Origin of the sequence: Marinobacter santoriniensis NKSG1 (assembly GCF_000347775.1) — a bacterium.
In the GTDB taxonomy this organism is placed as follows: Bacteria; Pseudomonadota; Gammaproteobacteria; order Pseudomonadales; family Oleiphilaceae; genus Marinobacter; species Marinobacter santoriniensis.
The window spans coordinates 1,019,674-1,041,637 of record NZ_APAT01000015.1; the positions used below are offsets into that span (position 1 = coordinate 1,019,674).

Annotated in this window: 23 protein-coding genes; 8 read left to right on the top strand and 15 right to left on the bottom strand. The window is 57.0% G+C overall.

Annotation, left to right across the window (positions count from 1 at the left end; genetic code table 11):
- Positions 1 to 60: 60 nt before the first annotated feature.
- The 3 genes from MSNKSG1_RS10520 to gcvA form a co-directional block, all read right to left on the bottom strand.
- Complete coding sequence (locus MSNKSG1_RS10520) at positions 61 to 390, bottom strand: hypothetical protein (protein ID WP_227497990.1); 330 nt, start codon at positions 388 to 390, stop codon at positions 61 to 63.
- 60 nt (positions 391 to 450) lie between these two features.
- On the bottom strand, positions 451 to 783 hold the full coding sequence (locus MSNKSG1_RS10525) for a thioredoxin family protein (RefSeq protein WP_008939250.1): 333 nt from the start codon (positions 781 to 783) through the stop codon (positions 451 to 453).
- A 146-nt stretch (positions 784 to 929) separates the two neighbouring features.
- Positions 930 to 1,808 (bottom strand): transcriptional regulator GcvA, encoded by an 879-nt coding sequence (gene gcvA, locus MSNKSG1_RS10530; RefSeq protein ID WP_008939251.1) that lies wholly within the window; start codon positions 1,806 to 1,808, stop codon positions 930 to 932.
- A 126-nt stretch (positions 1,809 to 1,934) separates the two neighbouring features.
- Between gcvA and MSNKSG1_RS19225 the strand changes: the two genes are divergently transcribed.
- The 3 genes from MSNKSG1_RS19225 (at position 1,935) to MSNKSG1_RS10540 (ending at position 3,696) form a co-directional block, all read left to right on the top strand.
- Complete coding sequence (locus MSNKSG1_RS19225) at positions 1,935 to 2,108, top strand: RSP_7527 family protein (protein ID WP_160164272.1); 174 nt, start codon at positions 1,935 to 1,937, stop codon at positions 2,106 to 2,108.
- A 148-nt stretch (positions 2,109 to 2,256) separates the two neighbouring features.
- Positions 2,257 to 3,195, top strand: coding sequence for an NAD-dependent epimerase/dehydratase family protein (locus MSNKSG1_RS10535; protein WP_008939252.1), 939 nt, complete (start codon positions 2,257 to 2,259; stop codon positions 3,193 to 3,195).
- Positions 3,196 to 3,270: 75 nt separating this feature from the next.
- Complete coding sequence (locus MSNKSG1_RS10540) at positions 3,271 to 3,696, top strand: hypothetical protein (RefSeq protein WP_227497991.1); 426 nt, start codon at positions 3,271 to 3,273, stop codon at positions 3,694 to 3,696.
- A gap of 79 nt (positions 3,697 to 3,775) precedes the next feature.
- Here MSNKSG1_RS10540 and MSNKSG1_RS10545 read toward each other — a convergent pair whose 3' ends face one another.
- From MSNKSG1_RS10545 to MSNKSG1_RS10600, 12 genes are all read right to left on the bottom strand, one after another.
- A complete protein-coding gene (locus MSNKSG1_RS10545) occupies positions 3,776 to 4,345 on the bottom strand; it encodes an NnrU family protein (RefSeq protein WP_008939254.1) in 570 nt (189 codons plus the stop codon).
- A gap of 372 nt (positions 4,346 to 4,717) precedes the next feature.
- Entirely contained in the window at positions 4,718 to 7,264 is a 2,547-nt protein-coding gene (locus tag MSNKSG1_RS10550) for a DEAD/DEAH box helicase (protein WP_227497992.1), read from the bottom strand.
- Between the two features lie 53 nt (positions 7,265 to 7,317).
- Positions 7,318 to 8,265 (bottom strand): Hachiman antiphage defense system protein HamA, encoded by a 948-nt coding sequence (locus MSNKSG1_RS10555; RefSeq protein ID WP_008939256.1) that lies wholly within the window; start codon positions 8,263 to 8,265, stop codon positions 7,318 to 7,320.
- Positions 8,266 to 8,390: 125 nt separating this feature from the next.
- Positions 8,391 to 8,930 (bottom strand): hypothetical protein, encoded by a 540-nt coding sequence (locus tag MSNKSG1_RS10560; RefSeq protein ID WP_008939257.1) that lies wholly within the window; start codon positions 8,928 to 8,930, stop codon positions 8,391 to 8,393.
- Between the two features lie 537 nt (positions 8,931 to 9,467).
- On the bottom strand, positions 9,468 to 10,043 hold the full coding sequence (locus tag MSNKSG1_RS10565) for a HupE/UreJ family protein (protein WP_008939258.1): 576 nt from the start codon (positions 10,041 to 10,043) through the stop codon (positions 9,468 to 9,470).
- A 44-nt stretch (positions 10,044 to 10,087) separates the two neighbouring features.
- On the bottom strand, positions 10,088 to 10,726 hold the full coding sequence (gene ureG / locus MSNKSG1_RS10570; protein ID WP_008939259.1) for an urease accessory protein UreG: 639 nt from the start codon (positions 10,724 to 10,726) through the stop codon (positions 10,088 to 10,090).
- Between the two features lie 95 nt (positions 10,727 to 10,821).
- The gene (locus tag MSNKSG1_RS10575; protein ID WP_008939260.1) at positions 10,822 to 11,535 is read right to left on the bottom strand and encodes an urease accessory protein UreF; all 714 of its coding nucleotides are present in this window, start codon (positions 11,533 to 11,535) and stop codon (positions 10,822 to 10,824) included.
- The gene (gene ureE / locus MSNKSG1_RS10580; protein ID WP_008939261.1) at positions 11,507 to 12,049 is read right to left on the bottom strand and encodes an urease accessory protein UreE; all 543 of its coding nucleotides are present in this window, start codon (positions 12,047 to 12,049) and stop codon (positions 11,507 to 11,509) included. The genes MSNKSG1_RS10575 and ureE overlap by 29 nt, the downstream gene beginning before the upstream one ends.
- Positions 12,050 to 12,069: 20 nt before the next feature.
- Positions 12,070 to 13,773 (bottom strand): urease subunit alpha, encoded by a 1,704-nt coding sequence (gene ureC / locus MSNKSG1_RS10585; protein WP_008939262.1) that lies wholly within the window; start codon positions 13,771 to 13,773, stop codon positions 12,070 to 12,072.
- Between the two features lie 147 nt (positions 13,774 to 13,920).
- A complete protein-coding gene (locus MSNKSG1_RS10590) occupies positions 13,921 to 14,238 on the bottom strand; it encodes an urease subunit beta (protein ID WP_008939263.1) in 318 nt (105 codons plus the stop codon).
- Between the two features lie 10 nt (positions 14,239 to 14,248).
- Entirely contained in the window at positions 14,249 to 14,551 is a 303-nt protein-coding gene (gene ureA, locus MSNKSG1_RS10595) for an urease subunit gamma (protein WP_008939264.1), read from the bottom strand.
- Between the two features lie 26 nt (positions 14,552 to 14,577).
- Complete coding sequence (locus MSNKSG1_RS10600) at positions 14,578 to 15,489, bottom strand: urease accessory protein UreD (RefSeq protein ID WP_008939265.1); 912 nt, start codon at positions 15,487 to 15,489, stop codon at positions 14,578 to 14,580.
- Between the two features lie 573 nt (positions 15,490 to 16,062).
- Here MSNKSG1_RS10600 and MSNKSG1_RS10605 point away from each other — a divergent pair.
- From MSNKSG1_RS10605 to MSNKSG1_RS10625, 5 genes are all read left to right on the top strand, one after another.
- Positions 16,063 to 16,332 carry a ComEA family DNA-binding protein gene (locus MSNKSG1_RS10605; protein WP_008939266.1) on the top strand — a complete coding sequence of 90 codons (270 nt, stop codon included), beginning with the start codon at positions 16,063 to 16,065 and terminating at the stop codon, positions 16,330 to 16,332.
- 115 nt (positions 16,333 to 16,447) lie between these two features.
- On the top strand, positions 16,448 to 17,215 hold the full coding sequence (locus MSNKSG1_RS10610; protein ID WP_008939267.1) for a (Fe-S)-binding protein: 768 nt from the start codon (positions 16,448 to 16,450) through the stop codon (positions 17,213 to 17,215).
- A gap of 137 nt (positions 17,216 to 17,352) precedes the next feature.
- The gene (locus tag MSNKSG1_RS10615) at positions 17,353 to 18,297 is read left to right on the top strand and encodes an ABC transporter ATP-binding protein (RefSeq protein WP_008939268.1); all 945 of its coding nucleotides are present in this window, start codon (positions 17,353 to 17,355) and stop codon (positions 18,295 to 18,297) included.
- Complete coding sequence (locus MSNKSG1_RS10620) at positions 18,290 to 21,190, top strand: Gldg family protein (protein WP_008939269.1); 2,901 nt, start codon at positions 18,290 to 18,292, stop codon at positions 21,188 to 21,190. Before MSNKSG1_RS10615 ends, MSNKSG1_RS10620 begins: the two co-directional genes overlap by 8 nt.
- Positions 21,190 to 21,867 (top strand): DUF4340 domain-containing protein, encoded by a 678-nt coding sequence (locus tag MSNKSG1_RS10625; RefSeq protein ID WP_008939270.1) that lies wholly within the window; start codon positions 21,190 to 21,192, stop codon positions 21,865 to 21,867. Before MSNKSG1_RS10620 ends, MSNKSG1_RS10625 begins: the two co-directional genes overlap by 1 nt.
- Positions 21,868 to 21,964 lie beyond the last annotated feature (97 nt).

Here is a 21,964-nt window from a genome sequence, read left to right on the forward strand (position 1 = left end):
ATCAAACAGCCCAGCGCCGCAGCCCTCACCGCCGTTTTTCGGGTAAAGAAACCCTGAGCGTCAGTTTTCACCGAGACTGGAAATACCGTCGACCTCCGTCACCGTTTTGGCATCGGCCCGCTCAATGATTTTGAGGAGGGTGGACTGAATCGTTTCGTCTTCCCGGGCGTCACCGCCACTCACAAACGTTTGCTGCTGGGGCTCCCCGCCCTCTTCCTCGGTAAATGAAATAACGACCTGCGTCGCCGAATCCGGCGTTTTGCCGAAGTACTCCAGCGAAACCAACGGATACCCGTGAAAGCCCTTCTTAACCTGCTTCGCAATACGTTTCTTTGCTTTATCCACATGCATGATAGGGGCCTGCCGCTGCGCTTGTTGTGTGGGTGCCACATGAACACCCGGTAGATGCCGTTCGCCAAGTCTATGCCGTTAGATCCATCAACAACAGATCTATCCGTCCATGAGCCGATAAGGCCGCTCGAGAGCTGAGCGCACCTCACCCATCGAAAACACCCTCACGAATTCCGCAAATCGCTGTCCGCCAAACCACAACTGGACTACCGGCAGAGAAAAGATACCACGAGCCGCGCATACTGCCGTGGCAGCTTCCTGGCAATCAATGTACGCCGTGGTCAGTTTCGGGAACTCATCACTCACGAGCTTTTCCAGTTGAGGCTTGAGGGCCTGGCAGACACCGCAGTGCGGGCCGCCAAAGAGCACAAGCACCGCCGGGTTCGACTGCAACAGATCCGACAAGGCCTCTTCCGAGCAAATATCGATCACCGCTACGTCCTCATGAGTCGGATTGATTCAAGCCCTCGCGCCCGCCGACACCGCTGTCTATTCACACATTGGTGAACTAAATTGGTCTCATGACGGTTCCCGCCCGGGAGGAGGTGCTTATGCGCATCGAGCGAATCGCAGGCTCCCTACATCTCGCTCATCAGCCACTCCTTGAAGGCTTTCATTCCGATGGTCAGCGGACGTTGCTTGCGGTAGACCAGATAGAAGGCCCGATTTGTATCCAACTGGATGTCGAAAGGCACCACCAACTTCCCCGATTTAATCTCACGGGACGTCAGGGTGCTATCAGCCAGCGCTACTCCCAGGCCCTCCTGGGCCGCCGCCGTGGCAAGTTGCCCGCTGGACATCTGTAGGCTGCCCCGGGCGGATATAAAATCCACGCCTGATTGTTGCAGCCAGTTCTCCCACTCCCACTTCCGTTTGCTGACATAGATCAGAGTGTGTTTGGCCAGGTCTTCAGGCTTTTCCAGCGGCAGCTCACCGTCCAGTAACTGCGGGCTACACACCGGAACCAGCATAACTTTGCGCAGGAAATGCACTTCAATATCGTCCCATTCACCATTCCCGAAATAGACCGCCATATCGGTACTGGTGCGGTCGAAATCCAGCAGTCCCATGGACGCGTTAATTTCCAGCTCAATATCCGGGTACAGGGCCTGGAATCGAGCCATGCGTGGCATCAGCCAACGGGTCAGGAAATTGGGGGCAACACTGATCTTGACCACGTTGGATTCCTGGTTCGCGGTCAGTCGTTGGGTGGCCATTTCAATCTCATCGAACGCATGCCTGACAGATGAGAGGTATTGCTCGCCTTCAGCGGTCAACGTCACCGTTCGCCTGCTTCGATCAAACAGTGAAAGCCCCAAATATTCTTCAAGTGTCTTCACCTGATGACTGACCGCGGATGACGTCACGAAAAGTTCCTTGCCGGCTGCGGCAAAGCTGCGGTGTCTTGCGGCTGATTCAAATACCCGAAGCGCATTCAGGGGTGGCAGGTGGCGCATGACTTCGCTCGACTGGTGAGATTAATTCATCAGTCTGATGAGAAAGGATCGCTTTTTCAAGAGGCTCGCACTCATTACCATAAGCCCTGTAAAAGATACTCACTTATCGAACCAGGACACAGCACCATGGATTATCAAGCACCGAAACTGAATGAACACGGCACTATCGACATTGCTTACTACAAAAGGCTAGCGGCGCAGGAACGAAGCGAGTACATCGCGCAGATGGCAGTGTCACTCAAAGCCAAAATCAAGTCCCTCTTCCACGTGAAGCTGCCGAAACTTTCCACGAGCCATTGATTTGTGATCCGTTTAGCGCTCAATGACCTTATGTGGTGACTGCCTGCCAATGCCCGAAAGGTGTCTGGCTCATCCAAAAGCCTCCTACGGTTGGGATAATCATCCCCCCCGTATAAACTGCGCCTGAGCAACCCCAGGAACCAAACCTATGCAAACCATCCTCGGTGCCAGCGGGCAGATCGGGCGGGAACTGGCGCGCAGCCTGAAACGCGACTTTACCAGTGACATACGGCTGGTCAGTCGACAGCCGCAGAAAGTGAACGACACCGACCAACTGATCAGCGCCGACCTGCTGAATGCCGATGACGCCTTGCGGGCGGTTGAGGGCTCAAGCATTGTCTACGTGACCGTGGGTTTGCCAATGGACACCCAGCTCTGGGTTGAGCAATGGCCGATCCTGATGCGCAACATCCTCAATGCCTGTGAGAGTCACAATGCCAAGCTCGTGTTTTTCGATAATACCTACATGTATCCGCAAACGGCTACGCCGCAGACCGAAGAGACGCCGTTTCAGCCCAATGGGGATAAAGGCAAAGTGCGCGAGGCGATCGTCAGAGAACTGATCCAGGCGATGGACGAGGGTCGAGTCGATGCCGTGATCTGCCGCGCCCCGGAGTTCTACGGCCCCGGGAAAACCCAAAGCATCACCAACGCGACGATCCTCAACAAGCTGAAAGCCGGCAAGAAGCCTACCGTCTTTCTTCGCGACGATACGCTACGAAGCCTGATCTACACGCCGGACGCCAGCAGGGCCATGGCGCTGTTGGGCAATACGCCCGACGCCTATGGACAAACCTGGCATCTGCCCTGCGATGACCAGCGCCTGACCTACCGACAGTTTATTCAGCTAGCGAGTGAGATCTTCCATACCGACAGCCAATACAAGATACTCAAGCGCTGGCAGCTGAAGTTGGCCGGTTTACTGAATCAGCAAGTCCGGGATGCGGCGGAACTGTTACCTCGCTACGAGGTGGACAACATTTTCGTGTCTGACAAATTCAAAAAGCGCTTTCCGAAGTTTCGCGTAACAACCTTCCGTGAAGGTTTGACGGTGGTGGGAGAGGAGCCGACCGCCCCACGGACCTAGAGGACGGAATTCAAACTGCAATCAGGTGACATTGGCAATGCGTGAGACAACCGAGGCGGCGAATCCGGCCGCCGGTTGCAGCCGGTACCCTACAGTGAGGAAGGCGCCAGTCGGGAAGTACGCTTTAGCGAGCGGGAACTCAACGGTATGCTCGCCAATAACACTGATCTGGCTCAGAGACTCGCAGTCGACCTTTCAGACGACCTGCTGAGCGCCGTCCTTCTGGTGCCTCTTGACAAGGACTTCCCTGTACTCGGCGGCAGAACCCTACGAGTCAATGCCGGTGTGGAACTCTCCTTTGCCAACGGTCGCCCCCTGGTTAAGTTAAAGGGCGTCAGCCTCATGGGCGTACCCATTCCGAATGTCTGGCTGGGTAACCTCAAGAATGTGGACCTGGTTAACGAGTTCGGCGCCAACCCGGGATTCTGGCAATCCTTTGCAGCGGGTGTGGATTATATCCGGGTTGAGGATGGCCGTTTGCTCGTCCGGCTCAAGGAATAGCGCTGGGCCCTCAGAGAAGCCGAGAAAATAGATCTGTCCCGGTTTTCCCAGCTAGCCGCGGATGCGCCCAGCTGCCCGATCAGATAGGGGCCACCCCAAAGAGCCACTGGTGCGCCCAGAGCACCATGACGACATACAAAGCCAGACCACCCACAACAGCAATGGCATCGTTTGCCTTGCTGGCCGGCAGTGTCGGAATCTGGCGCTGGCTTCTGCGCTTCATGGAAATCCTGTCAACCACCGCCCATGCCAGGAACGCGCCGAACAACAGCAGGTCTTGCAGCATGCCGTTCACCAACAGGTGAGCAACCGCCCAGAGCTTGACCGCCACCAGCGTTGGATGCCCGAGCCTGGCCTTGATCCTGCCCGGAAAATAGGTAGCGAGCAGCAACGGGAAAACCGGCACCAGCAAAAGCATGGCCAGATGCCTGAGCCAGCCCGGCGACGTGTAGATCACGGTGGGATCCATACGGGCGGCTTCGTAGCCCCAGATAACCAACAAAAGTCCCGCCAGGGAGACCAGCGAATACAGCCCCTTGAAGACCCACTCCCCCATGGCTGCGTTCAGGCGATCACGCAGTGGCTCATTAACAATAGAAAGCGAATGGACGCCGAGAAACAGAATCAGACCAGCGATCAGTGTGGTCATTTGCCAGAACTCCCTGTTACCTGATTGATCGGGCCGCGACCCGACGAAGAACGACGGTTGTACAAAAACGAACTTTGCCAAAGGAGTGTCCCCATCTGAACACCGGGACAGATTTATTTTCCAGACGCTCGACGAATACCGGCTTTCGGTTATTACCGCGTTGAACAATATCGTGGGGAAAACCGGGCACAATCACCCTGGCCTGTATTGGAATTAGCACCTCCTTGCTTTTAAACCGCAGAATCCGTTCTGTAGGGCGGCAACCAATATAACCGAAGCATAGAGAAGAATGATAGCGAATCAGACTAACTCTGAACCTTTAAATAGGCTGTGACAATAAATCTGGCCCGGTTTTCCGCAAAAACTCGCTCACTAATACCCAGCCTTAATCAAATGCCTTCTAAAAATATTTGGAAGCGCCTCTTTGTTAATTTTCGCAAGTGCTTTTTCAGCAGAAGTATTCATTTTCTTAACCTTGCTAGAGATCGAGAGGGCTACAGATCTACTTATCCCACAGCTCATCAGCTCTAGAACAACTGGGTCATAGCTCCCCATTTCGAGCATCGAAGGTAGGTTGAGGATATAGGAATTCTTTTCGATTTCTTCTTCGCTGAGGAAATACGAAATCATGTCCGACCAAAGCAATAGGTACTTAACTGCGATAAAAGTTAAGTTTTTACTGATATGACCAGTAATTCTCCGAGCGGCCTTATCAACTTCTGACTCACCATGATTCCCTTCACCTATAAGATCAATAATAAAAAATTTATGTTTTTTTCCAGACATCCAACGATGAGCATCCCTTACAAGCCTCCCAATGTTAATGTAATTATCTTGGGAAAAGCCATTACTATTAAGCTCGTACTCAATATTGAAAATTGAGTCAAGCCTTTCAAAAACACTCCACAACTGAAAGTAATAGCTTTTTTCCTGGAAAGCCACATAATCTAGATCACTACCACCTTTAGTCAGGGGCTTCTTGCTGATCAGCCATTCTCCGATCCCTTGAGACTGAATCGCTTCGAAAAGCTTGTTTTGTAATACGGGATCGATGAATGGGTTTTTGGATATGAGTTCTCGGGGTATACTCATATTATTGTAAAGAGACTCTAGCTTTTTAGAAAACTGTTCGACGCTCTCAGATTTAATACCTGAATTTGACAGGATCCTATCGAAGTGATTTCTATCGGTTTTAAATATTGACCTCAAGTATGACAGGTTAGAGTAAATATTCTTATCACCCGTCAAATCCCGAATCTCCGCGCCTGACATATCTGCGATCAGTGACAATCGCTCCTCATTTTCGTGAAGGAAAAGGTTCGAAGAGGTATCAACGGTTTTATTTACCTCAGCCTCAAGCTTCCTGCTTCCCCATTCATCATCAACGATATCAATACAATATATTTCACCATAAAGTTTAGTATTGGCTCTGCCCGCACGACCAAGAAGATTAAGAAAATCAAAGGCAGGCATATCGTCCGAATTCACTTTAGGGCTTATGACTATGAGCCTGTCTGCTGGCAAGTTCACCCCCTGCAGCAAAGTAGATGTGCAGATAATGTTCTTGATAATCGACTCTGAATAGAGCTCCTCTACTTCTTGCCTTGCAATATCAGGTAGTCCTGCATGGTGATATGCAACTCCAAGCCTGAGAGTTCGTATGAGTGAATAATCTGGATGAACTTCTTCAGATAGAAAATCGATAAGATCCTTTACTCTAGAATCGGCAGCTTCAATTATTCTAGGATTTTTTGAGGCAATAACAGGAGCAATTTTGCTTGCCCATTTCTCTGCAAGATTTTTCTTGGGCGCATAATAAATATTATGATCCTCAGGTGAAAACATATCTGCAATAACTTCGAGCGCCTCCCCTTTGTTTGTTTTTATCTTGGAGTACAGCGATTTTTTTAGCTTAATTTCACCTGAGATAGTTCTTTCAGTTGGGCTCGATATTTTATACCTGGCTACTTTCTTGCTCGGAAAAAAGGTAAGTGCCGATCGAACTTGAAAAACTGGAGAGGACATTGTTTGGTGATCAATAATAGAAATGTTACAGATTTTCTTAATGCTGTCAGAGAGCGAGCTAATGAATGGCCCTGCAACGACCAACTGAGTAGAAGACCAAGCAGAGGTCACTCGATATAAAATATTCTCAAATATGACCCCTCTAGAGCCAGATTCAATGTTATGCACTTCATCCATAAATATCAGCTCTGGTGAAGCAACATTTTTATCTTGCAGAAGTTTCAAACATCTCTCTGGGGTTAGCACGTAAATAGTAGCCAGATCATCTTCTTCATTAGTTATGTATGTCGTATATACATGCGCCTTTTCGTGAAGCTGGCTCTTTAGTACGTTGCTAACCTGGTTTATCAGTGCTTTTGTGGGCACGATAAAAACTATATTCTTTGCACCACCCTCTACAATCTCCAGAATATATTTTTTAATTATGAAAGACTTTCCTGCCGATGTTGGAGCTGAGATAGCTATATTCTCTCCGGAGTTAAGAGAATCCCAGAGCTTTTTCTGAAACTCAGTGAAAAATACCTTAGTATCGTCAGAAAACTCTTGCTCTAATAGCGCCCTATGTGCCGCGAGCTCAAAATTTAGAAGAGTTCCATATTCGCTGAGAGTGTTTTCTTTATGAAACAGCTTTGGTATATGGCTACTAGTAATCAAATTTCCAGTTCTTGATTGCAGGATATAGCACGCGCGTTTGTATATTTCATTCTCTTTATCGGTCAGATGCAGTAGAGCCCCAAACGCATTTGCCATATTGCGTTCTTTGTCATCGTCGCTAAGAGCAGCTATTGAAGCCAGCCAAGTAGCTTTTTTGATCTCTTCTTTGTCAAGATCAACCTGTACGTTATCTGTTACTTTGTCTTCGAGAAATAGCTTTTCCAATAGCTTATCAAACACTCGAACAAAGTCTTCATGATGTGCTGCCTGAGTATATATTTGCGTCATATTATTTATTTTTCACTTGACACATAGTCTATACCGTGAATTTCTCGATAGAGCGCATGTTTGAACTTGGATACATTAGTTAATGGAATTAGAAACGCGTCAATGTACACCTTTCTGAGCTCTGAGTAGTTATTTAATTTTTCACCGAGAAGTTTTTGTATCTCTTTTGACCTGCTAGTAAGCCAATCGTTGAACATCTGTTCTGCTTCGTCTTTATTCTTTGCCTTCTCTTCAATGGTGCTTATTTTGCTTGATTCGAAAACAAGAAGAACAGGATGTGCTTTCACACAGCCTTTGTACTGATCAGTCCCGGGAGAGAACGCTTGGTAAAGGCTCTCGGCATCATCTAATGATGAAAAATTCTCGGAAATATTTGACCGAGCTATGAACATTTCATGCCCTAGTTGTCCCGAACTATAGTTGTCGTAAAACCTATTCAGTGACTCTAGCGCGTCCTCCATGGCTCCAGCAGCTCCTTGGTGAATCTTGGATTCCCCAATCAAAATTGCTAACTCGTCTTTATAGTCGCCGAAAAAGATACCATCCCCGCCTTTGACTTGATCATTCGTATTTGTGATAAGAGATAGTTTGTGGCTCACGAGAGGTGTCTGGAGAAATTTTTCTGTCAAAAGGTACAGGAGAAGTTCGCCATACTTCCCATCCATATCTGGATTTGTCTTTCCGAAAAATTTCATTGCCTTTTGGAATGGAACTTTTCCCTCTTTATGGAAGCTCGCTAGCTGCTTCTCATCGAAAACATAGTGTTCAATTGATGCAGCCAATGACTCTGTTAGAGAGAATATCTCTTGCTGAGTGCCTGAAAAGTCCAAAGAAAAGAAACGACAGACAGTTTTCTTGTCTTCAAGCACGGAGTGGACCTTGAAATAATCGTCAATCCATGAGTGCTTGCCCGCTACGAGGCTTGCCCAATCAATCGCCTTCAATTTATCCATATTGATCGCTTTCGATATTTTTGCCTATTGCTCACATCTTGGTAATACTGAACACCTATCATCCGGTAGCGGCGCCGGTTTGGAGCCGCGAATCGGCGGAGAATCGGACGCTGCAATACCGTTGGCTAAGCACAGTCTCGATTATTCGAAGCCGCAGTGCCATTCTTGTGCCATGGACCCCGCACCACTGAAAGCACCTTTTTCTTTCTGCGCTTTGCCACCCACATCAAAATCAGAATAACGGCAACAAGCACCAAAGCAGATCCTACCCACAAATATCGCTGCTGATACCATGGTTGAGCTGCTTTGCTCTCTGTAATCTTGGGTTTGATCGCTTCGATAGGTGTGATTTCAGACTGACTAAAATTTGGCGTCGTTTCGACGGACGCAAGATTCTTTATATCTGAGCGAAGAGTATTAATCTGTTCTTGGAGATTGCCAGCACTCTGGGTGTTTTTTAATCCCTCTAAGTCAGACTCGACCTGGGACAATCTTTCCTCCATGGACTGAATAAGAGCCCCTTGCTGCTCTTGCTTCGACTCTAGGGCAATTACACGCTTTGGAGCAGAATCGAAGAAGTCGAAGTCGAAGGAAAAAAGCAACGTCAACAGGGTTAAGATTGCGATCCATTGCCCCCCCTCGTTGACCGTTTTTATCAGGGTCATCCTACCTCCTTCCTTTATCTTTATGCGCTTAGCTGTGGTTAAGTAGTGCGCTTTGCCATTCGTGAAAGGCTAACCGCTAGGAAACCCACATCATCCGACGCACGAGCTTTGGTTTCTCCATTCACATCAAATTCCTGCAAATCCTAGGTTCGCGACTTCTGTAATCAGTTGACGGCTTGGTTTTTACAGTTACGAAGCATTGATAGCGCCTTCCAATTTAGGCATTTAGTCTCCCTGCAAGCGGAAGCCGTAACATCAAGCTCTATCAACTCGACCATGTAACAGGGAGAACGCAGACGGTTAACCGCAGCAAGAGCCGTGTTAGATACCAAGTGTGCGAAAGAGAGTAGAACAGTACTGAAAGGTCCATCGGCCGTTATCCTTAACATCGGCAGCTATCCGTTTTTTATGACTACACATTAGTCCAATTGTAAGCAGACTGCCTAACCACAAAACGTGAAATTTAGTAAATTGGATACAGAAAAAGCCGCCAGTTCTCCCAAGCGGCTTCTGTCGGTTACATTCTTTTCGTGGTCATCAAGCAGCCGCCAAATACGCCCCTGCAACCGCCAAAACACCACCAACACCACGACTGAACCGGCTATCCGCCTTCAGCATCAAGCTACCCAAGCCACGGCCAACGAGGGTGATCGCGAGCGTAGCGATAGAGAAGCCAGCCAGGAAAGCGGCGAGAGTCGCCCCTTCCGGCATTTCCGCCCCATGGGCAAAGCCGTGGAACAGCATGAAGGCACCAACCAGAGTGCCACCAACAGCCGTCGGCAGTTTCGCCAGTGTGGCAATCAAGATGCCGGCCACCAGTACGGAGAAGGTGATGCCGGTTTCCACGCCGGTCATGGTCAGGCCGCTCCAGGCCAGCATGGCGCCGAGGATCATGCCGCCGATCACGAAGAGCGGTGTGGCGTTTTTCATGGTTTTGCTCTGGCGCACGCTCCAGAAGCCGATGGCGGCCATGGCCAGCAGGTGGTCCAGGCCGAGCATGGGGTGCATGAGGCCGCTGGTGAAGCCGCCGTCCGCGTGGCCGGGGTGGGCCATGGCGGCGGATGAGGCGGTCAGCAGGGCGGCGGCGGTTAGGAGTTTGGAGGTGAGTTTCATGGTGATTCTCCTGGTGGTTCCTGATTCGTTGTTGGTTTTCTGGCTCAGGCCGGTTCGGCCAGTTTAGCCGGTCTTCTTTCGGGCAGCATGCCGCGTTCAAGAATGAAGCTGATGATCGTGTCCAGCCCTACCCCGTCGTAGAGGTTGGTGAACACGAAGGGCCGTTCGCCCCGCATTTTCTTGCTGTCGCGCTCCATCACATCCAGGGAGGCGTGTACCTGGTCGGCGATGTCGATCTTGTTGATGATCAGCAGGTCGGATTTGGTGATGCCGGGGCCGCCTTTGCGGGGGATTTTGTCGCCGGCGGAGACGTCGATCACGTACAGGGTGAGGTCGGACAGTTCCGGGCTGAAGGTGGCGGAGAGGTTGTCGCCGCCGGATTCCACGAGGACGAGCTCCAGGTCCGGGTGGCGGCGCTGGAGGTCGTCGATGGCGGCGAGGTTCATGGAGGCATCCTCGCGTATTGCTGTATGGGGGCAGCCGCCGGTTTCGACGCCAAGGATGCGGTCTGCGGCCAGGGCTTCGTGGCGCAGGAGGAAGTCGGCGTCTTCCCTGGTGTAGATGTCGTTGGTGACGACGGCGATGTCGTAGTGGTCCCGGAGGGCTGAGCACAGTTGGCGCAACAGGGCGGTTTTTCCGGAGCCGACGGGGCCGCCTACTCCTACTCTCAGGCAATGTGTCATGTTGGGTCTCCTATCTGAGTTCAAACTCCGAGTGGGTCGGCAAGGGGTTACCACTCGCCTTCTCATGTTCGGCGTTGCTTTCTGATATTTGGCTTCTAACTTCTGAACAGTCGTGAGTATTGGGTTTCGTGTAACGCGCTTCCGAGCGCCAGGCCCGGCAGGATCGGGCCGAGTTCGTCGTCTTTCCGCGCCAGTGCCGTGTCCACCGCGCCTACCAGTTGTGGCCGTAATCGTTCAATGGTCCGCTGGGCGGCGGTGTGCCCAAGGGGCAGTGCCTTGCAGGCGACGGCGAGCTGGTTTTCGAGCCAGGCCCAGGCGAAGCCGAGCAGGGTCTGGCGGATCGGCACGAGGCGTTTGTGGGCGGCCCAGGCGAACATGGTGATGTAGCCGGGGTCGTCCGGTATAAGGTGTTCCGCTGGCAGCAGGTCGAGGTTGCGCAATAGGGTGACCAGTGCGGCGCCGAGGCGGGTGTCTTCGTCGCTGAGTTCGGCGGTCTCCCGGGTGGCTTGGAGCCAGTGGTTCCATTCCCTGAGTGCAGCCGCGTCTTCGGTCGCCCAGGCCTTCTGGAAACGCGCCAGCAGGGGCAGTTCGCATCGGCTTAGGCCGTCTTCGAGTACGCCTTCAACCCAGTCTGCCAGTTCTGCTTCGTTCTTCACCCAGCCCAGTTCGAAGGCGCTTTCCAGGCCCTGGGACCAGGCGAAGGCGCCAATGGGCAGTGCGGGGCTGACCAGTTGCATCAGGCCCAGCAGGGCGAGGTCGCCGGTGTTGGCGGCGACTGCCTCAGTGGGTGTGTTTGTGGTGATGGCCATGGCTGTGCTCGTGGTGGTGGCTGTGTCCGTCGCCGTGGGAATGCCCGTGGGATTGACCGGCCTGGGCGTAGGCGCCGGGTTCGGGGTCGAACGGGGCGGTGTGGTGCACCACGGTGGCGCCGAGGCGTTCGGCCAGTTCTTCCAGCACGTGGTCCGGCGGGAAGCGTACGTAGCTGCCCTGCTCGTCCCGGCCGATCGCGAGGGTGACGTGGCGATTGCCCAGGTGGTAGCACAGGCGCGCCAGGGGTTGGCCGCTTTCGATGCGGGCGGTGACCACCGATTCGTCGGCGGCGCGGATGCGGATGATTTCGCCGGTTCTGGCCTGCAGCAGGTCGCCGTCGCGCAGCACGGGGCCACGGTCCAGGAACAGGCCGACGTCCACTTTGGTTTCGGTGGTGGCGCGCAGGCGGCCACGGATGCGCAGTTCGTAGGGCAGGATCAGGTTGTCGTGGATTTCGCTGGTGTCGATGCCGGTGCTTTGGGCATCGCCGATGCGTTCTGTCAGTTCCAACATACGTCTCTCCATGTCCGGGCTCAGAACAGATGGTAGCGCTGTGCCAGGGGCAGTTCGGTGGCGGGCTCGCAGGTGAGCAGTTCGCCATCGGCGTGTACTTCGTAGGTTTGCGGGTCCACGGTCAGATGTGGGCAGGCGTCGTTGAGTTTCATGTCGCCCTTACGCACCTCCCGCACGCCTTTGCACGCGGACAGCGGGCTGTCGAGGCCCAGTTCTTTTCCGATCCCGGCGTCCAGCGCGGCCTGGCTGACGAAGGTCAGGCGGGTGGCACTGGCGGCTTTGCCGAAGGCGCCGAACATAGGGCGGTAGTGCACCGGTTGGGGCGTGGGGATGGAGGCGTTGGGATCGCCCATGGGGGCGGCCGCGATCATGCCGCCCTTGATGATGCAGGCGGGTTTGACGCCGAAGAAGGCCGGGCTCCAGAGCACCAGGTCCGCCAGTTTGCCCACTTCCACGGAACCGACGTCGTGCGCGATGCCATGGGTGATGGCGGAGTTGATGGTGTATTTGGCGATGTAGCGTTTGGCGCGGAAGTTGTCGGCGCCCAGGTCTTCGTCTTCCGGCAGCAGGCCGCGCTGGACTTTCATTTTGTGAGCGGTCTGCCAGGTGCGGCAGATGACTTCGCCGACGCGGCCCATGGCCTGGGAGTCGGAGGAGATCATGGAGATCACGCCCATGTCGTGCAGGATGTCTTCGGCGGCGATGGTTTCCCGGCGGATGCGGGAGTCGGCGAAGGCGACGTCTTCGGGGATGTTCGGGTCCAGGTGGTGGCACACCATGAGCATGTCGAGGTGTTCGTCGATGGTGTTGACGGTGTAGGGCCGCGTCGGGTTCGTTGAGGACGGCAGTACGTAATCTTTCGAGCAGGCGGTGATGATGTCCGGTGCGTGGCCGCCGCCGGCGCCTTCGGTGTGGAAGGTGTGGATGCAGCGGCCTTTGAAGGCGGCGAGGGTGTCTTCCACGAAGCCGGATTCGTTGAGGGTGTCGGTGTGGATCGCCACCTGCACGTCGTACTGGTCGGCCACGGTGAGGCAGTTGTCGATGCTGGCGGGGGTGGTGCCCCAGTCTTCGTGGAGTTTGAGGCCGATGGCGCCGGCTTTTACCTGCAGTTCGAGGGCTTCGGGGAGGCTGGCGTTGCCTTTGCCGAGGAAGCCGATGTTCATGGGCAGGCTGTCGACGGCCTGGAGCATTTTGCCAATGTGCCAGGCGCCGGGGGTGCAGGTGGTGGCGTTGGTGCCGGTGGCCGGGCCGGTGCCGCCGCCGAGCATGGTGGTGATGCCGCTCATGAGGGCTTCTTCGACCTGCTGGGGGCAGATAAAGTGGATGTGGGGGTCGATGCCGCCGGCGGTGAGGATTTTGCCTTCGCCGGCGATGATTTCGGTGCCGGGGCCGATGACGATCTGGACATCGGGCTGGGTATCGGGGTTGCCGGCTTTGCCGATGGCGGCGATCCTGCCCTTCTGGATGCCGATGTCGGCTTTGACGATGCCCCACCAGTCGAGGATCAATGCGTTGGTGATGACGGTGTCCATGACGGTGTCGTCGGCCCGCTGGCTCTGGCCCATGCCGTCGCGGATGACTTTGCCGCCGCCGAATTTTACTTCGTCGCCGTAGTGGGTATGGTCCTGTTCGACCTGGATCCACAGTTCGGTGTCGCCGAGGCGGACCCGGTCGCCGACGGTGGGGCCGTACATGTCGGCGTAGGCTTGTCTGCTTATCTTCATGCTATCCCTCTCTGAACTTGGGAGCCGGGGTCAGTTGGGCTCTCCCTTCCGGGAAACGCTCCTTGCGGCACGTCCATGTGGCGCTTGAGCTCCGCCATCCATGGCTCCGCACATTCCCGGAAGGGAGAGCCCAACCGACCCTGCCAATCATTTCGTGGAGTCCAACTTGCCCATGACTTCACCGCGGAAGCCGTATATTTCGCGCGTACCGGCGAACGGAATCAGGGTGACCGAACGTGTCTGGCCCGGTTCGAACCGGATCGCGGTGCCGGCAGCCACGTCGAGGCGGTAGCCTTTCGCCTTTGCGCGGTCGAAATCCAGCGCGGGGTTAGCTTCCGCGAAGTGGTAGTGGGAGCCGATCTGGACCGGGCGGTCACCGGTGTTGGAAACGTCGAGTTCGATGCGTTCGCGGCCCGCGCAGAGTTCGATGTCGCCGTTCTGGATCTGGTATTCGCCGGGGATCATGGTTCGCTCCTCAAACAATCGGGTTATGGACGGTGACCAGCTTGGTGCCGTCCGGGAAGGTGGCTTCGACCTGGACTTCGTGAACCATGTCGGCCACGCCGTCCATGACGTCTTCCCGGGTGAGGATTTCGGTGCCGGCGCTCATGAGTTCTGCGACGGTTCGGCCTTCGCGGGCGCCTTCCATGATTTCGGCGCTGATCAGGGCAATGGCTTCCGGGTAGTTCAGCTTCAGGCCCTTGGCTTTGCGGCGCTCGGCGAGCAGCGCGGCGGTGAAGAGCATGAGCTTGTCTTTGTCTCTGGGGGTGAGTTCCATGGATGGCTCCGTATTTGTAATGGGCTTCAGGTAAGCCAGATTCGGGGCGTGTGGGCCGGTACGCCGGTAAGGAGCGGGCGTAACAGGTGCCAGGCCTGTTCACACAGGGCCCAGGCTTCGTTGCGGCTGTTGCCCAGGTAGCGCAGGAGCAGTACGCCCCGGCGGCGGGTGACGGCCCAGCGGTGGTTGTCCGGGAGTTGTTCTCTCAGTGCGTCGATGGCGGCGGTTTCGTCGTCGAGGCCGACGGCCCAGAGGGTGGCCTGGACGGTGGCGCCACCCTGCCCCCAGCGCCCGGTGAAGCGGCGGTGAGCGGGATCCAGGAGCTGGCGTTCCAGCCACAGGGGGATGCCGTTCTGGCTGAGGTGAAATCGTTGTTCCAGGGCGCCGGTGGCGAAGGGCAGGTCGCTGGCCGGGCGGCCGAGGGCGAGGACTTCCCAGCCCAGGGTTCGGGCGCCGGGTTCGAGTTCGATGGTGGTGGTCTGTCGGCCCCGGGAGCCGTCGAAGGCGATGGTTTCCTGGGGCAGGTATTCAAGGATGGCGTTTCTGGCCACCTGCAGTCGGGTGTGCTGGCCCCAGGCGACGCCGTGGCTGTCGGCTTTGTAGAGTTTCGCGGCGGCCGGGGTGGTTAGCAGGGCGTGGCCGCCTTCGGCGACGGAGGCGCTGATGTGCAGTTCGTCCCCGCTGACCAGTCCGCCGGGCGGGTGCAGCAGGTAGACGTGGCAGCAGCCGGTTTTGCCTTCCGGGTAGAAGGGGCGCTGGACCCGCAGCGGGCCCCGGTGCCAACGGCGGGCCAGCCGGGTGACCGGCGCATCGGCGCCTTCGTCCCTGGTTTCGAAACCGAGGGAGAGCGCGGCCGCCCAGCGGCGTTCGCCGTCGAAGCGGTGGCCGGAGGCGTGGGCGCCGGACCGGAGCAATGTGGTGTCTTCAAGTGTGGGCATCAGGCCTCCTTCCCGAGTGATTCACCGTTTGCATCCGGCGTTCCAGAGTCCGGACATTCCATTTCAAAACAGTGGGTTAACGCAGATATTCGGCATCAAGGCGGCGCAATGCTCCGACCGCGTTGCACGGTCATCGGGCATTTGATGATTTTTCTGGTGCGCGTGCACCGTGGGCAGGCACAGGCGGCCTGAAATACTGAACATTGATTCACTGTTAATGCATTTCAGGACACTTACAGGGGTGTAAGAAATGTCTCACGTTCCGCAGAGCGGATGTCCGATTTTGCCGACGGGTGTCAGGACTAGAATGGGAAGTGTCAGGGATGACAGCCAGCAAGGATCGTTGGCTCAAGGATGAACACTCCAGGGATTTGGAGTTGCCCACCGGATCGGGCACAAGGATGACCACACGGACGACGCGCTCAGGATGATGCGCAGCCTGAAGGACCAGGCAGGGGTCAGCCACGGAGCCCGGGGCCACATGGAATGTGGTCCCGGTCCGTGCACTTGCTGCTGGATTGACGTCCCTGCTCCCAATCACAACGACGTTACTCAATCTCAGGAGCAAGCTTCATGAAACGTACACCGATCATCGCCACCCTCGTTCTGCTTTTCAGCCTGTTCAGCGGTTTCGCCCAGGCCGAAGGCGAAGCCGTGAACATCAACACCGCAGACGTGGCCACCCTGGCGAGCCTGAACGGCATTGGCGACAGCAAGGCGCAGGCCATCGTCAGCTACCGCGAGTCCCATGGTCCGTTTGCGTCCGCCGAGGATCTGGCGCTGGTCAAGGGCATTGGCGCGCGTACCGTCGAGAAGAACGCCGAACGCCTGACGGTGAAATAAAGCCCTCCCGGCAGCAGCGCCCTGCTGCTGCCTTCCCAGAAAGTCGTCTGGCAAGGCCGCGATTGCCGCCCTATTATTGGTGGGAACAAGAACCGACTTCCGAACTGGCGGCACTATGGCGGATCCCATCAAGGTTTACCCTTCCAAACCCCGTAAGGTGTATTACTTCGGCACCTGTCTGGTGGACATGTTCTATCCGGATGCCGGGATTGCCGGCGTGGAACTGCTGGAGCGCGAAGGCATCGAGGTGATTTTCCCCCAGGGCCAGACCTGCTGCGGCCAGCCGGCCTACACATCCGGTTATCATGATGAAGCCCGTGCCGTGGCGGATGCCCAGCTCGACCTGTTCCCGGAGGACTGGCCGATTGTGGTGCCGTCCGGTTCCTGTGGCGGCATGATGCGCCAGCATTATCCGGCGCTGTTCCGCGATACCCCTCGGGAAACACAGGCCGCGGAGATTGCCGGCCGGGTGTGGGAACTGACGGATTTCCTGCTGAATGTCTGCCACATCAAGCTGGAGGATCTGGGCGAGCCGGTCACGGTGGCCATGCACACCTCCTGTTCCGCCCGCCGGGAAATGGGTGTGGCGGAGGTAGGCCCTGCCCTGCTGCGCCAGCTGAAAAATGTAAACCTGGTGGAACAGGTGCGCCCGGAGGAATGCTGTGGCTTTGGCGGCACGTTTGCGGTCCGCCATCCGGAGATTTCCTCGGCCATGGTCAGTGAGAAAGTGGAGACCCTCGTCGACACCGGCGCCCGGGAATTCGTGACCACCGACTGCGGCTGTCTGATGAACATTGCCGGCTACGCCGAGAAGAACGAACAGCCGTTGTCCGGCGAGCACATTCTGTCCTTCCTGCACAAACGAACCTTTCAGAAGCCTTAATCAGCCGTAATGCTTTCCATTATTTAATGGAATTGAATCAGGTACTTACTGTCCCTACGTTCTGGCTCGGGCGCACTTCCTGCGCCTGAGATCCCGTTTTTCGAGAAAAACACCAACACCCAGAACGGAGTTTGCCCATGATTCAGGTGGAACACCTGACCCGTCGCTATGGCGAGGTCACCGCAGTGGATGACGTGTCGTTCTCCATTGGCTCCGGAGAGGTCGTGGGATTGCTCGGCCACAACGGCGCCGGCAAGACCACGATCATGAAAATGCTCACCGGCTATCTCGAACCCACGTCCGGAACGATCCGTGTGGATCACCTGACGGTGGGGCCGGATACCCGCCAGATCCAGGCCCGCATCGGTTATCTGCCGGAGAACTGCCCGGTATGGCCGGAGATGACGGTGATCGACTTCCTCCACTACCAGGCGTCCCTGCACGGTATCCCGGAGAACGAACGCACCATGGCCATCGCCCGGGCCATCCAGCGGGCGGACCTGAAAGCCAAGGCCACCGATGAAATCCAGACCCTTTCCCGCGGCTACCGACAGCGGGTCGGTGTAGCCCAGGCCATCCTCCACCAGCCGGACATCGTGATCCTGGACGAACCCACCAACGGCCTCGACCCCACCCAGATACACCAGATGCGGGACCTGATCCGCGAACTCTCGAAAACCTCTACCGTCATTGTCTCCACCCACATCCTGCAGGAAGTGCAGGCGGTGTGTGAGCGGGTGCTGATCATGCGCGCGGGCAAAATGGTGATCGACAAGCGACTGGACGAACTCCGGGAGAGCGATCGCATCCGGCTGGTAACGGGCGCAGACGCACGGCCGGCCCTGGAGCGGGTGGCGAAGCTGTCGGTGGTGGAGCCGATTCGCACCGACTCCGGCCGGGACAGCCACGGCCAGTCTTCCGGCCAGCGTTACGAGTATCGCCTGCTGGCCGATGAAACCCTGCTGCCGGAAATCGCCAGCCAGCTGGTGGCCGCCAACGTACCCATCCTGAACCTGTCACCGGATGAGCGGGACCTGGAGCGGGTGTTTGCCGAAGTCAACGGGGAGGTAGAGCATGGCTGATCTGATGCATGTTGCCCGGAAGGAGTTTCGTGGTTTCTTTGCGTCCCCGGCGGCGTACCTGTTTATGGCCCTGTTCGTGGCCGCCTGCCTGTTCGTGTTCTTCTGGGGGGAAGCCTTTTTCGCCCGGAACGTGGCCGATCTGCAGCCCCTGTTCAGCTGGCTGCCGTTGTTGCTGATTTTCCTCATTGCCGCCCTCACCATGCGCAGCTGGTCGGAGGAGCGTCGCTCGGGCACGCTGGAGAGTCTGCTGACCTCGCCGGTCAGTCTCTGGCAGCTGGTGCTCGGCAAGTTCGTCGCAGCGCTGGGTCTGCTGTGCATTGCCCTGATCCTGACCCTGCCGCTGCCCATTACGGTATCGCTGCTCGGCCCCATGGATCCCGGCCCGGTGATCGGCGGGTACGTTGCCACCCTGTTCCTCGGCGCCGCGTACATCGCCATCGGGCTGTTCACCAGCAGCCGGACGGACAACCCCATCGTCGCGCTGATGGTGACGGTTCTGATCTGCGGGCTGTTCTACCTGATCGGCTCCACTTTCATCACCAACCTGACTGGCTACCAGACCGGCCAGTTCCTGCAGTTGCTCGGCACCGGCAGCCGCTTCAAGTCCATCACCCGGGGCGTGCTGGACCTTCGGGACATCTATTACTACGTCTCGCTGACCGGCCTGTTCCTGGTGCTGAACGTGTACACCCTGGAAAAGCTGCGCTGGGCCGGCAACCCGCCGTCCGTGTCCCATCGGCGCTGGAAGACCGTGGCCGTGCTCGCTGCCGTGAACCTGATTGCCGGCAACCTCTGGCTGCAGCCGCTGCATTCCGTTCGGGCAGACCTGACTGAAAACCACCTGTATACGCTGTCCGACGCGACCACCCAGCAGCTGGCCAACCTGCAGGAGCCCCTGCAGATCCGCGCCTACTTCTCCGAGAAAACCCACCCGCTGCTGGCGCCACTGGTGCCGAGGCTGAAGAGTCTGCTGGAGGAATACGGCGTACGCGGGGGACGTAACGTCGAGGTCAAGTTCATCGACCCGACCCGGAACAAGGAAGCGGAAGAGCAGGCCGCGCGCCGTTACGGCATCAAGCCGGTGCCCTTCAAGACCGCCAGCCGCTATGAGTCGTCCATTGTCGATTCCTACTTCGACGTGGTCATTTCCTATGGGGACGATTACCAGAAGCTTGGCTTCCGCGATCTGATCGAGGTGAAGGCCCGGGGCGAAGGTAAACTGAACGTGGCCCTGAAGAATCCCGAATACGAGCTCACCCGTGCGATGAACCGGCTGGTTCGCGGCTACCGCTCCGGCGGCGACACCTTTGCCGCCATCAAGAAGCCGGTGGTGCTGGACGCCTGGGTCTCGCCCAAGGACCGGCTGCCGCCGGACCTGCAGTCCTTCCGGGACGACCTGCAGGCCGTCATCGACAAGCTCCAGAAGCGTTCTGATGGTCAACTGACCGTGAACGTCCAGGATCCGGATGCCGGCAATGGCGAACTGGCCAAGAAGCTGAACGACGAATACGGCTTCAGCCCACTGCTGGCCAGCCTGGTGAATCCACAACCCTTCTGGTTCCACCTGATGCTGCAAAGCGGCGATAATCAGGTTCAGGTGCCACTGCCGGCCACGCTGGATCAGGACAGCCTCCAGAAGGCCTTTGACGATGCCCTCAAGCGTCTGGTGCCCGGTGCGCTGAAGACCATTGCTCTGGTGGCTCCGCAGGGCAACCGTTATCGCGGCTCCGATTACAGCCAGCTGGTGAAGAGCCTGGAGGCCAACGCCCGGGTGGAACACACCGATCTGTCCGATGGCCACACGCCGGCCGGTACCGATCTGTTGCTGGTGATGAACCCGCGGAAACTGAGCGACAAGGCGCTGTTTGCCATCGACCAGTTCCTGATGCGTGGCGGCCGTGTAATCATGGCGGCGTCGCCGTTCGACATCAATCTGGCGCAGAATCTCACCGCCTCGAAAAAGGCGACTGGCCTCAAGGACTGGCTGGCCCACAACGGCATCCACCTGAAGCCATCCCTGGTGCTCGACCCAATGAGTGCTGAACTGCCCGTGCCCCGCACCCGCAACGTCGGCGGCATGACCTTCCGGGATGTGCAGATGATGCCCTACCCGTTCTTTGCGGATCTGAGGAACGGTGAGCTCAACGGCAACCACCCGGTCACGGCCAACCTGCAGCAGATGATTGTCAGCTGGCCTTCACCGATGACGGTGGACAAGGACAAGACCGGCAAGCTCAAGGTCACCCGTCTGATGACTACCTCCAACCGCAGCTGGACGTCGGACAAACCGACGGTGCTGCCGGACTTCCAGGCCTATCCGTCCCTGGGCTTCGACGACTCCGCCAAGCGCCATTCGCAACTGGTGGGCGTGGCCCTGACCGGCGAGTTCACCTCCTGGTTCGCGGATCGCAAGTCCCCGCTGCTCGCACAGGCGGACAAGAAGGGCGACAACAAGCCGGACAAGTCGGCCAAGGCGATGCCCGTCAAGGCAGACACCAAGAAGGACGGCAAGCCTGACGCACCGGCGGCCTCCAGCGTGATCCGCAAATCGCCGGAATCGGCGCGGCTGGTGGTGGTGAGCAGCGGCTCGTTCGCCTCTGACACCATGCTGAACCTGATCAGCCGGAGCCTGGGCACCGTGTACGACGAGCCGGTGACCTTCATCCAGAACGCGGTGGACTGGTCACTGGAAGATCCCTCCCTGCTGGCACTGCGCGGCCAGTCCCGCTATGCCCGGACACTGGCACCGCTGACCCGTCAGGAGCGGATTGGCTGGGAGTACACCAACTACGGCCTGGCCCTGCTCGGCCTGATTCTGATCTGGCTCTGGCGCCGCCAGGTTCGTGCCAGTGACCAACGTCGTTACCGGAAGATCCTTGCGGAGGTGGCCTGATGAACCGGAGCATCAAACTACTGTCGATCGCGCTTGTCGCGCAGCTCATCCTGACCGGAGTGGTCTGGAGCATGCAGACCTCCGGTCCGGTGGTCAGTAACGATCCCCTGCTACCCCAGGCGGGCAAGGCGGACCAGATCGTATTGATCGATCCGGAAGACGGGCAGCTCACGCTGTCCCTGAAGGACGACAACTGGTTCCTGAAAGCCGAGCCCAAGAAGGCGGACAAGGCCAGGGACAGCTCGGATACCGCGGCGGCCGACAAGCCGGTGAAGGCGAACAAGTCCAAGGTAGAGGCACTGGTGGCCCAGCTCTCCGGACTGAAGCGAAGCTTCCCGGTGGCCCGGACGCCCGATGCCCGGGCCCGGTTCAAGGTCGCCGACGACACCTACCGGCGCAAGGTGGTCCTGAAACAGGGTGACGACACGCTCGCCACCCTGTTCGTGGGCAACTCGCCGTCCATGGGTGAGAGCAACGTCCGCCTGTCGGACGACGACGCCATCTACCGGGCGGCCCTGGCCGAGTATCAACTCGGGGTGACGGCGGCGAACTGGAAAGCGCCGAAACCGAAGCCCAAGCCGAAGGCCAAGGCCGAGACCAAAACCGATGCCAAGGCTGCGGATACCAAAGCTGCCGCACCGGATGCATCCAGCACCAAGGAGCCCGCTCAGGGCTGACCCCTGAGGATGGCGGCTGCGGCCGCCATCCTTCTCTCTCCCCCGCTGACTCTCCCCCCTGAAAGTCGTGTGGACATCGCCCGCTTCTCTCCCTATG

Bases quoted from the DNA above. Each gene is read 5' to 3' on its own strand.
- gcvA (WP_008939251.1), bottom strand. From the start codon at position 1,808: ATGCGCCACCTGCCACCCCTGAATGCGCTTCGGGTATTTGAATCAGCC.
- MSNKSG1_RS19225 (WP_160164272.1), top strand. From the start codon at position 1,935: ATGGATTATCAAGCACCGAAACTGAATGAACACGGCACTATCGACATT.
- MSNKSG1_RS10535 (WP_008939252.1), top strand. From the start codon at position 2,257: ATGCAAACCATCCTCGGTGCCAGCGGGCAGATCGGGCGGGAACTGGCG.
- MSNKSG1_RS10545 (WP_008939254.1), bottom strand. From the start codon at position 4,345: ATGACCACACTGATCGCTGGTCTGATTCTGTTTCTCGGCGTCCATTCG.
- MSNKSG1_RS10555 (WP_008939256.1), bottom strand. From the start codon at position 8,265: ATGGATAAATTGAAGGCGATTGATTGGGCAAGCCTCGTAGCGGGCAAG.
- MSNKSG1_RS10560 (WP_008939257.1), bottom strand. From the start codon at position 8,930: ATGACCCTGATAAAAACGGTCAACGAGGGGGGGCAATGGATCGCAATC.
- MSNKSG1_RS10565 (WP_008939258.1), bottom strand. From the start codon at position 10,043: ATGAAACTCACCTCCAAACTCCTAACCGCCGCCGCCCTGCTGACCGCC.
- ureG (WP_008939259.1), bottom strand. From the start codon at position 10,726: ATGACACATTGCCTGAGAGTAGGAGTAGGCGGCCCCGTCGGCTCCGGA.
- MSNKSG1_RS10575 (WP_008939260.1), bottom strand. From the start codon at position 11,535: ATGGCCATCACCACAAACACACCCACTGAGGCAGTCGCCGCCAACACC.
- ureE (WP_008939261.1), bottom strand. From the start codon at position 12,049: ATGTTGGAACTGACAGAACGCATCGGCGATGCCCAAAGCACCGGCATC.
- ureC (WP_008939262.1), bottom strand. From the start codon at position 13,773: ATGAAGATAAGCAGACAAGCCTACGCCGACATGTACGGCCCCACCGTC.
- MSNKSG1_RS10590 (WP_008939263.1), bottom strand. From the start codon at position 14,238: ATGATCCCCGGCGAATACCAGATCCAGAACGGCGACATCGAACTCTGC.
- ureA (WP_008939264.1), bottom strand. From the start codon at position 14,551: ATGGAACTCACCCCCAGAGACAAAGACAAGCTCATGCTCTTCACCGCC.
- MSNKSG1_RS10600 (WP_008939265.1), bottom strand. From the start codon at position 15,489: ATGCCCACACTTGAAGACACCACATTGCTCCGGTCCGGCGCCCACGCC.
- MSNKSG1_RS10605 (WP_008939266.1), top strand. From the start codon at position 16,063: ATGAAACGTACACCGATCATCGCCACCCTCGTTCTGCTTTTCAGCCTG.
- MSNKSG1_RS10610 (WP_008939267.1), top strand. From the start codon at position 16,448: ATGGCGGATCCCATCAAGGTTTACCCTTCCAAACCCCGTAAGGTGTAT.
- MSNKSG1_RS10615 (WP_008939268.1), top strand. From the start codon at position 17,353: ATGATTCAGGTGGAACACCTGACCCGTCGCTATGGCGAGGTCACCGCA.
- MSNKSG1_RS10620 (WP_008939269.1), top strand. From the start codon at position 18,290: ATGGCTGATCTGATGCATGTTGCCCGGAAGGAGTTTCGTGGTTTCTTT.
- MSNKSG1_RS10625 (WP_008939270.1), top strand. From the start codon at position 21,190: ATGAACCGGAGCATCAAACTACTGTCGATCGCGCTTGTCGCGCAGCTC.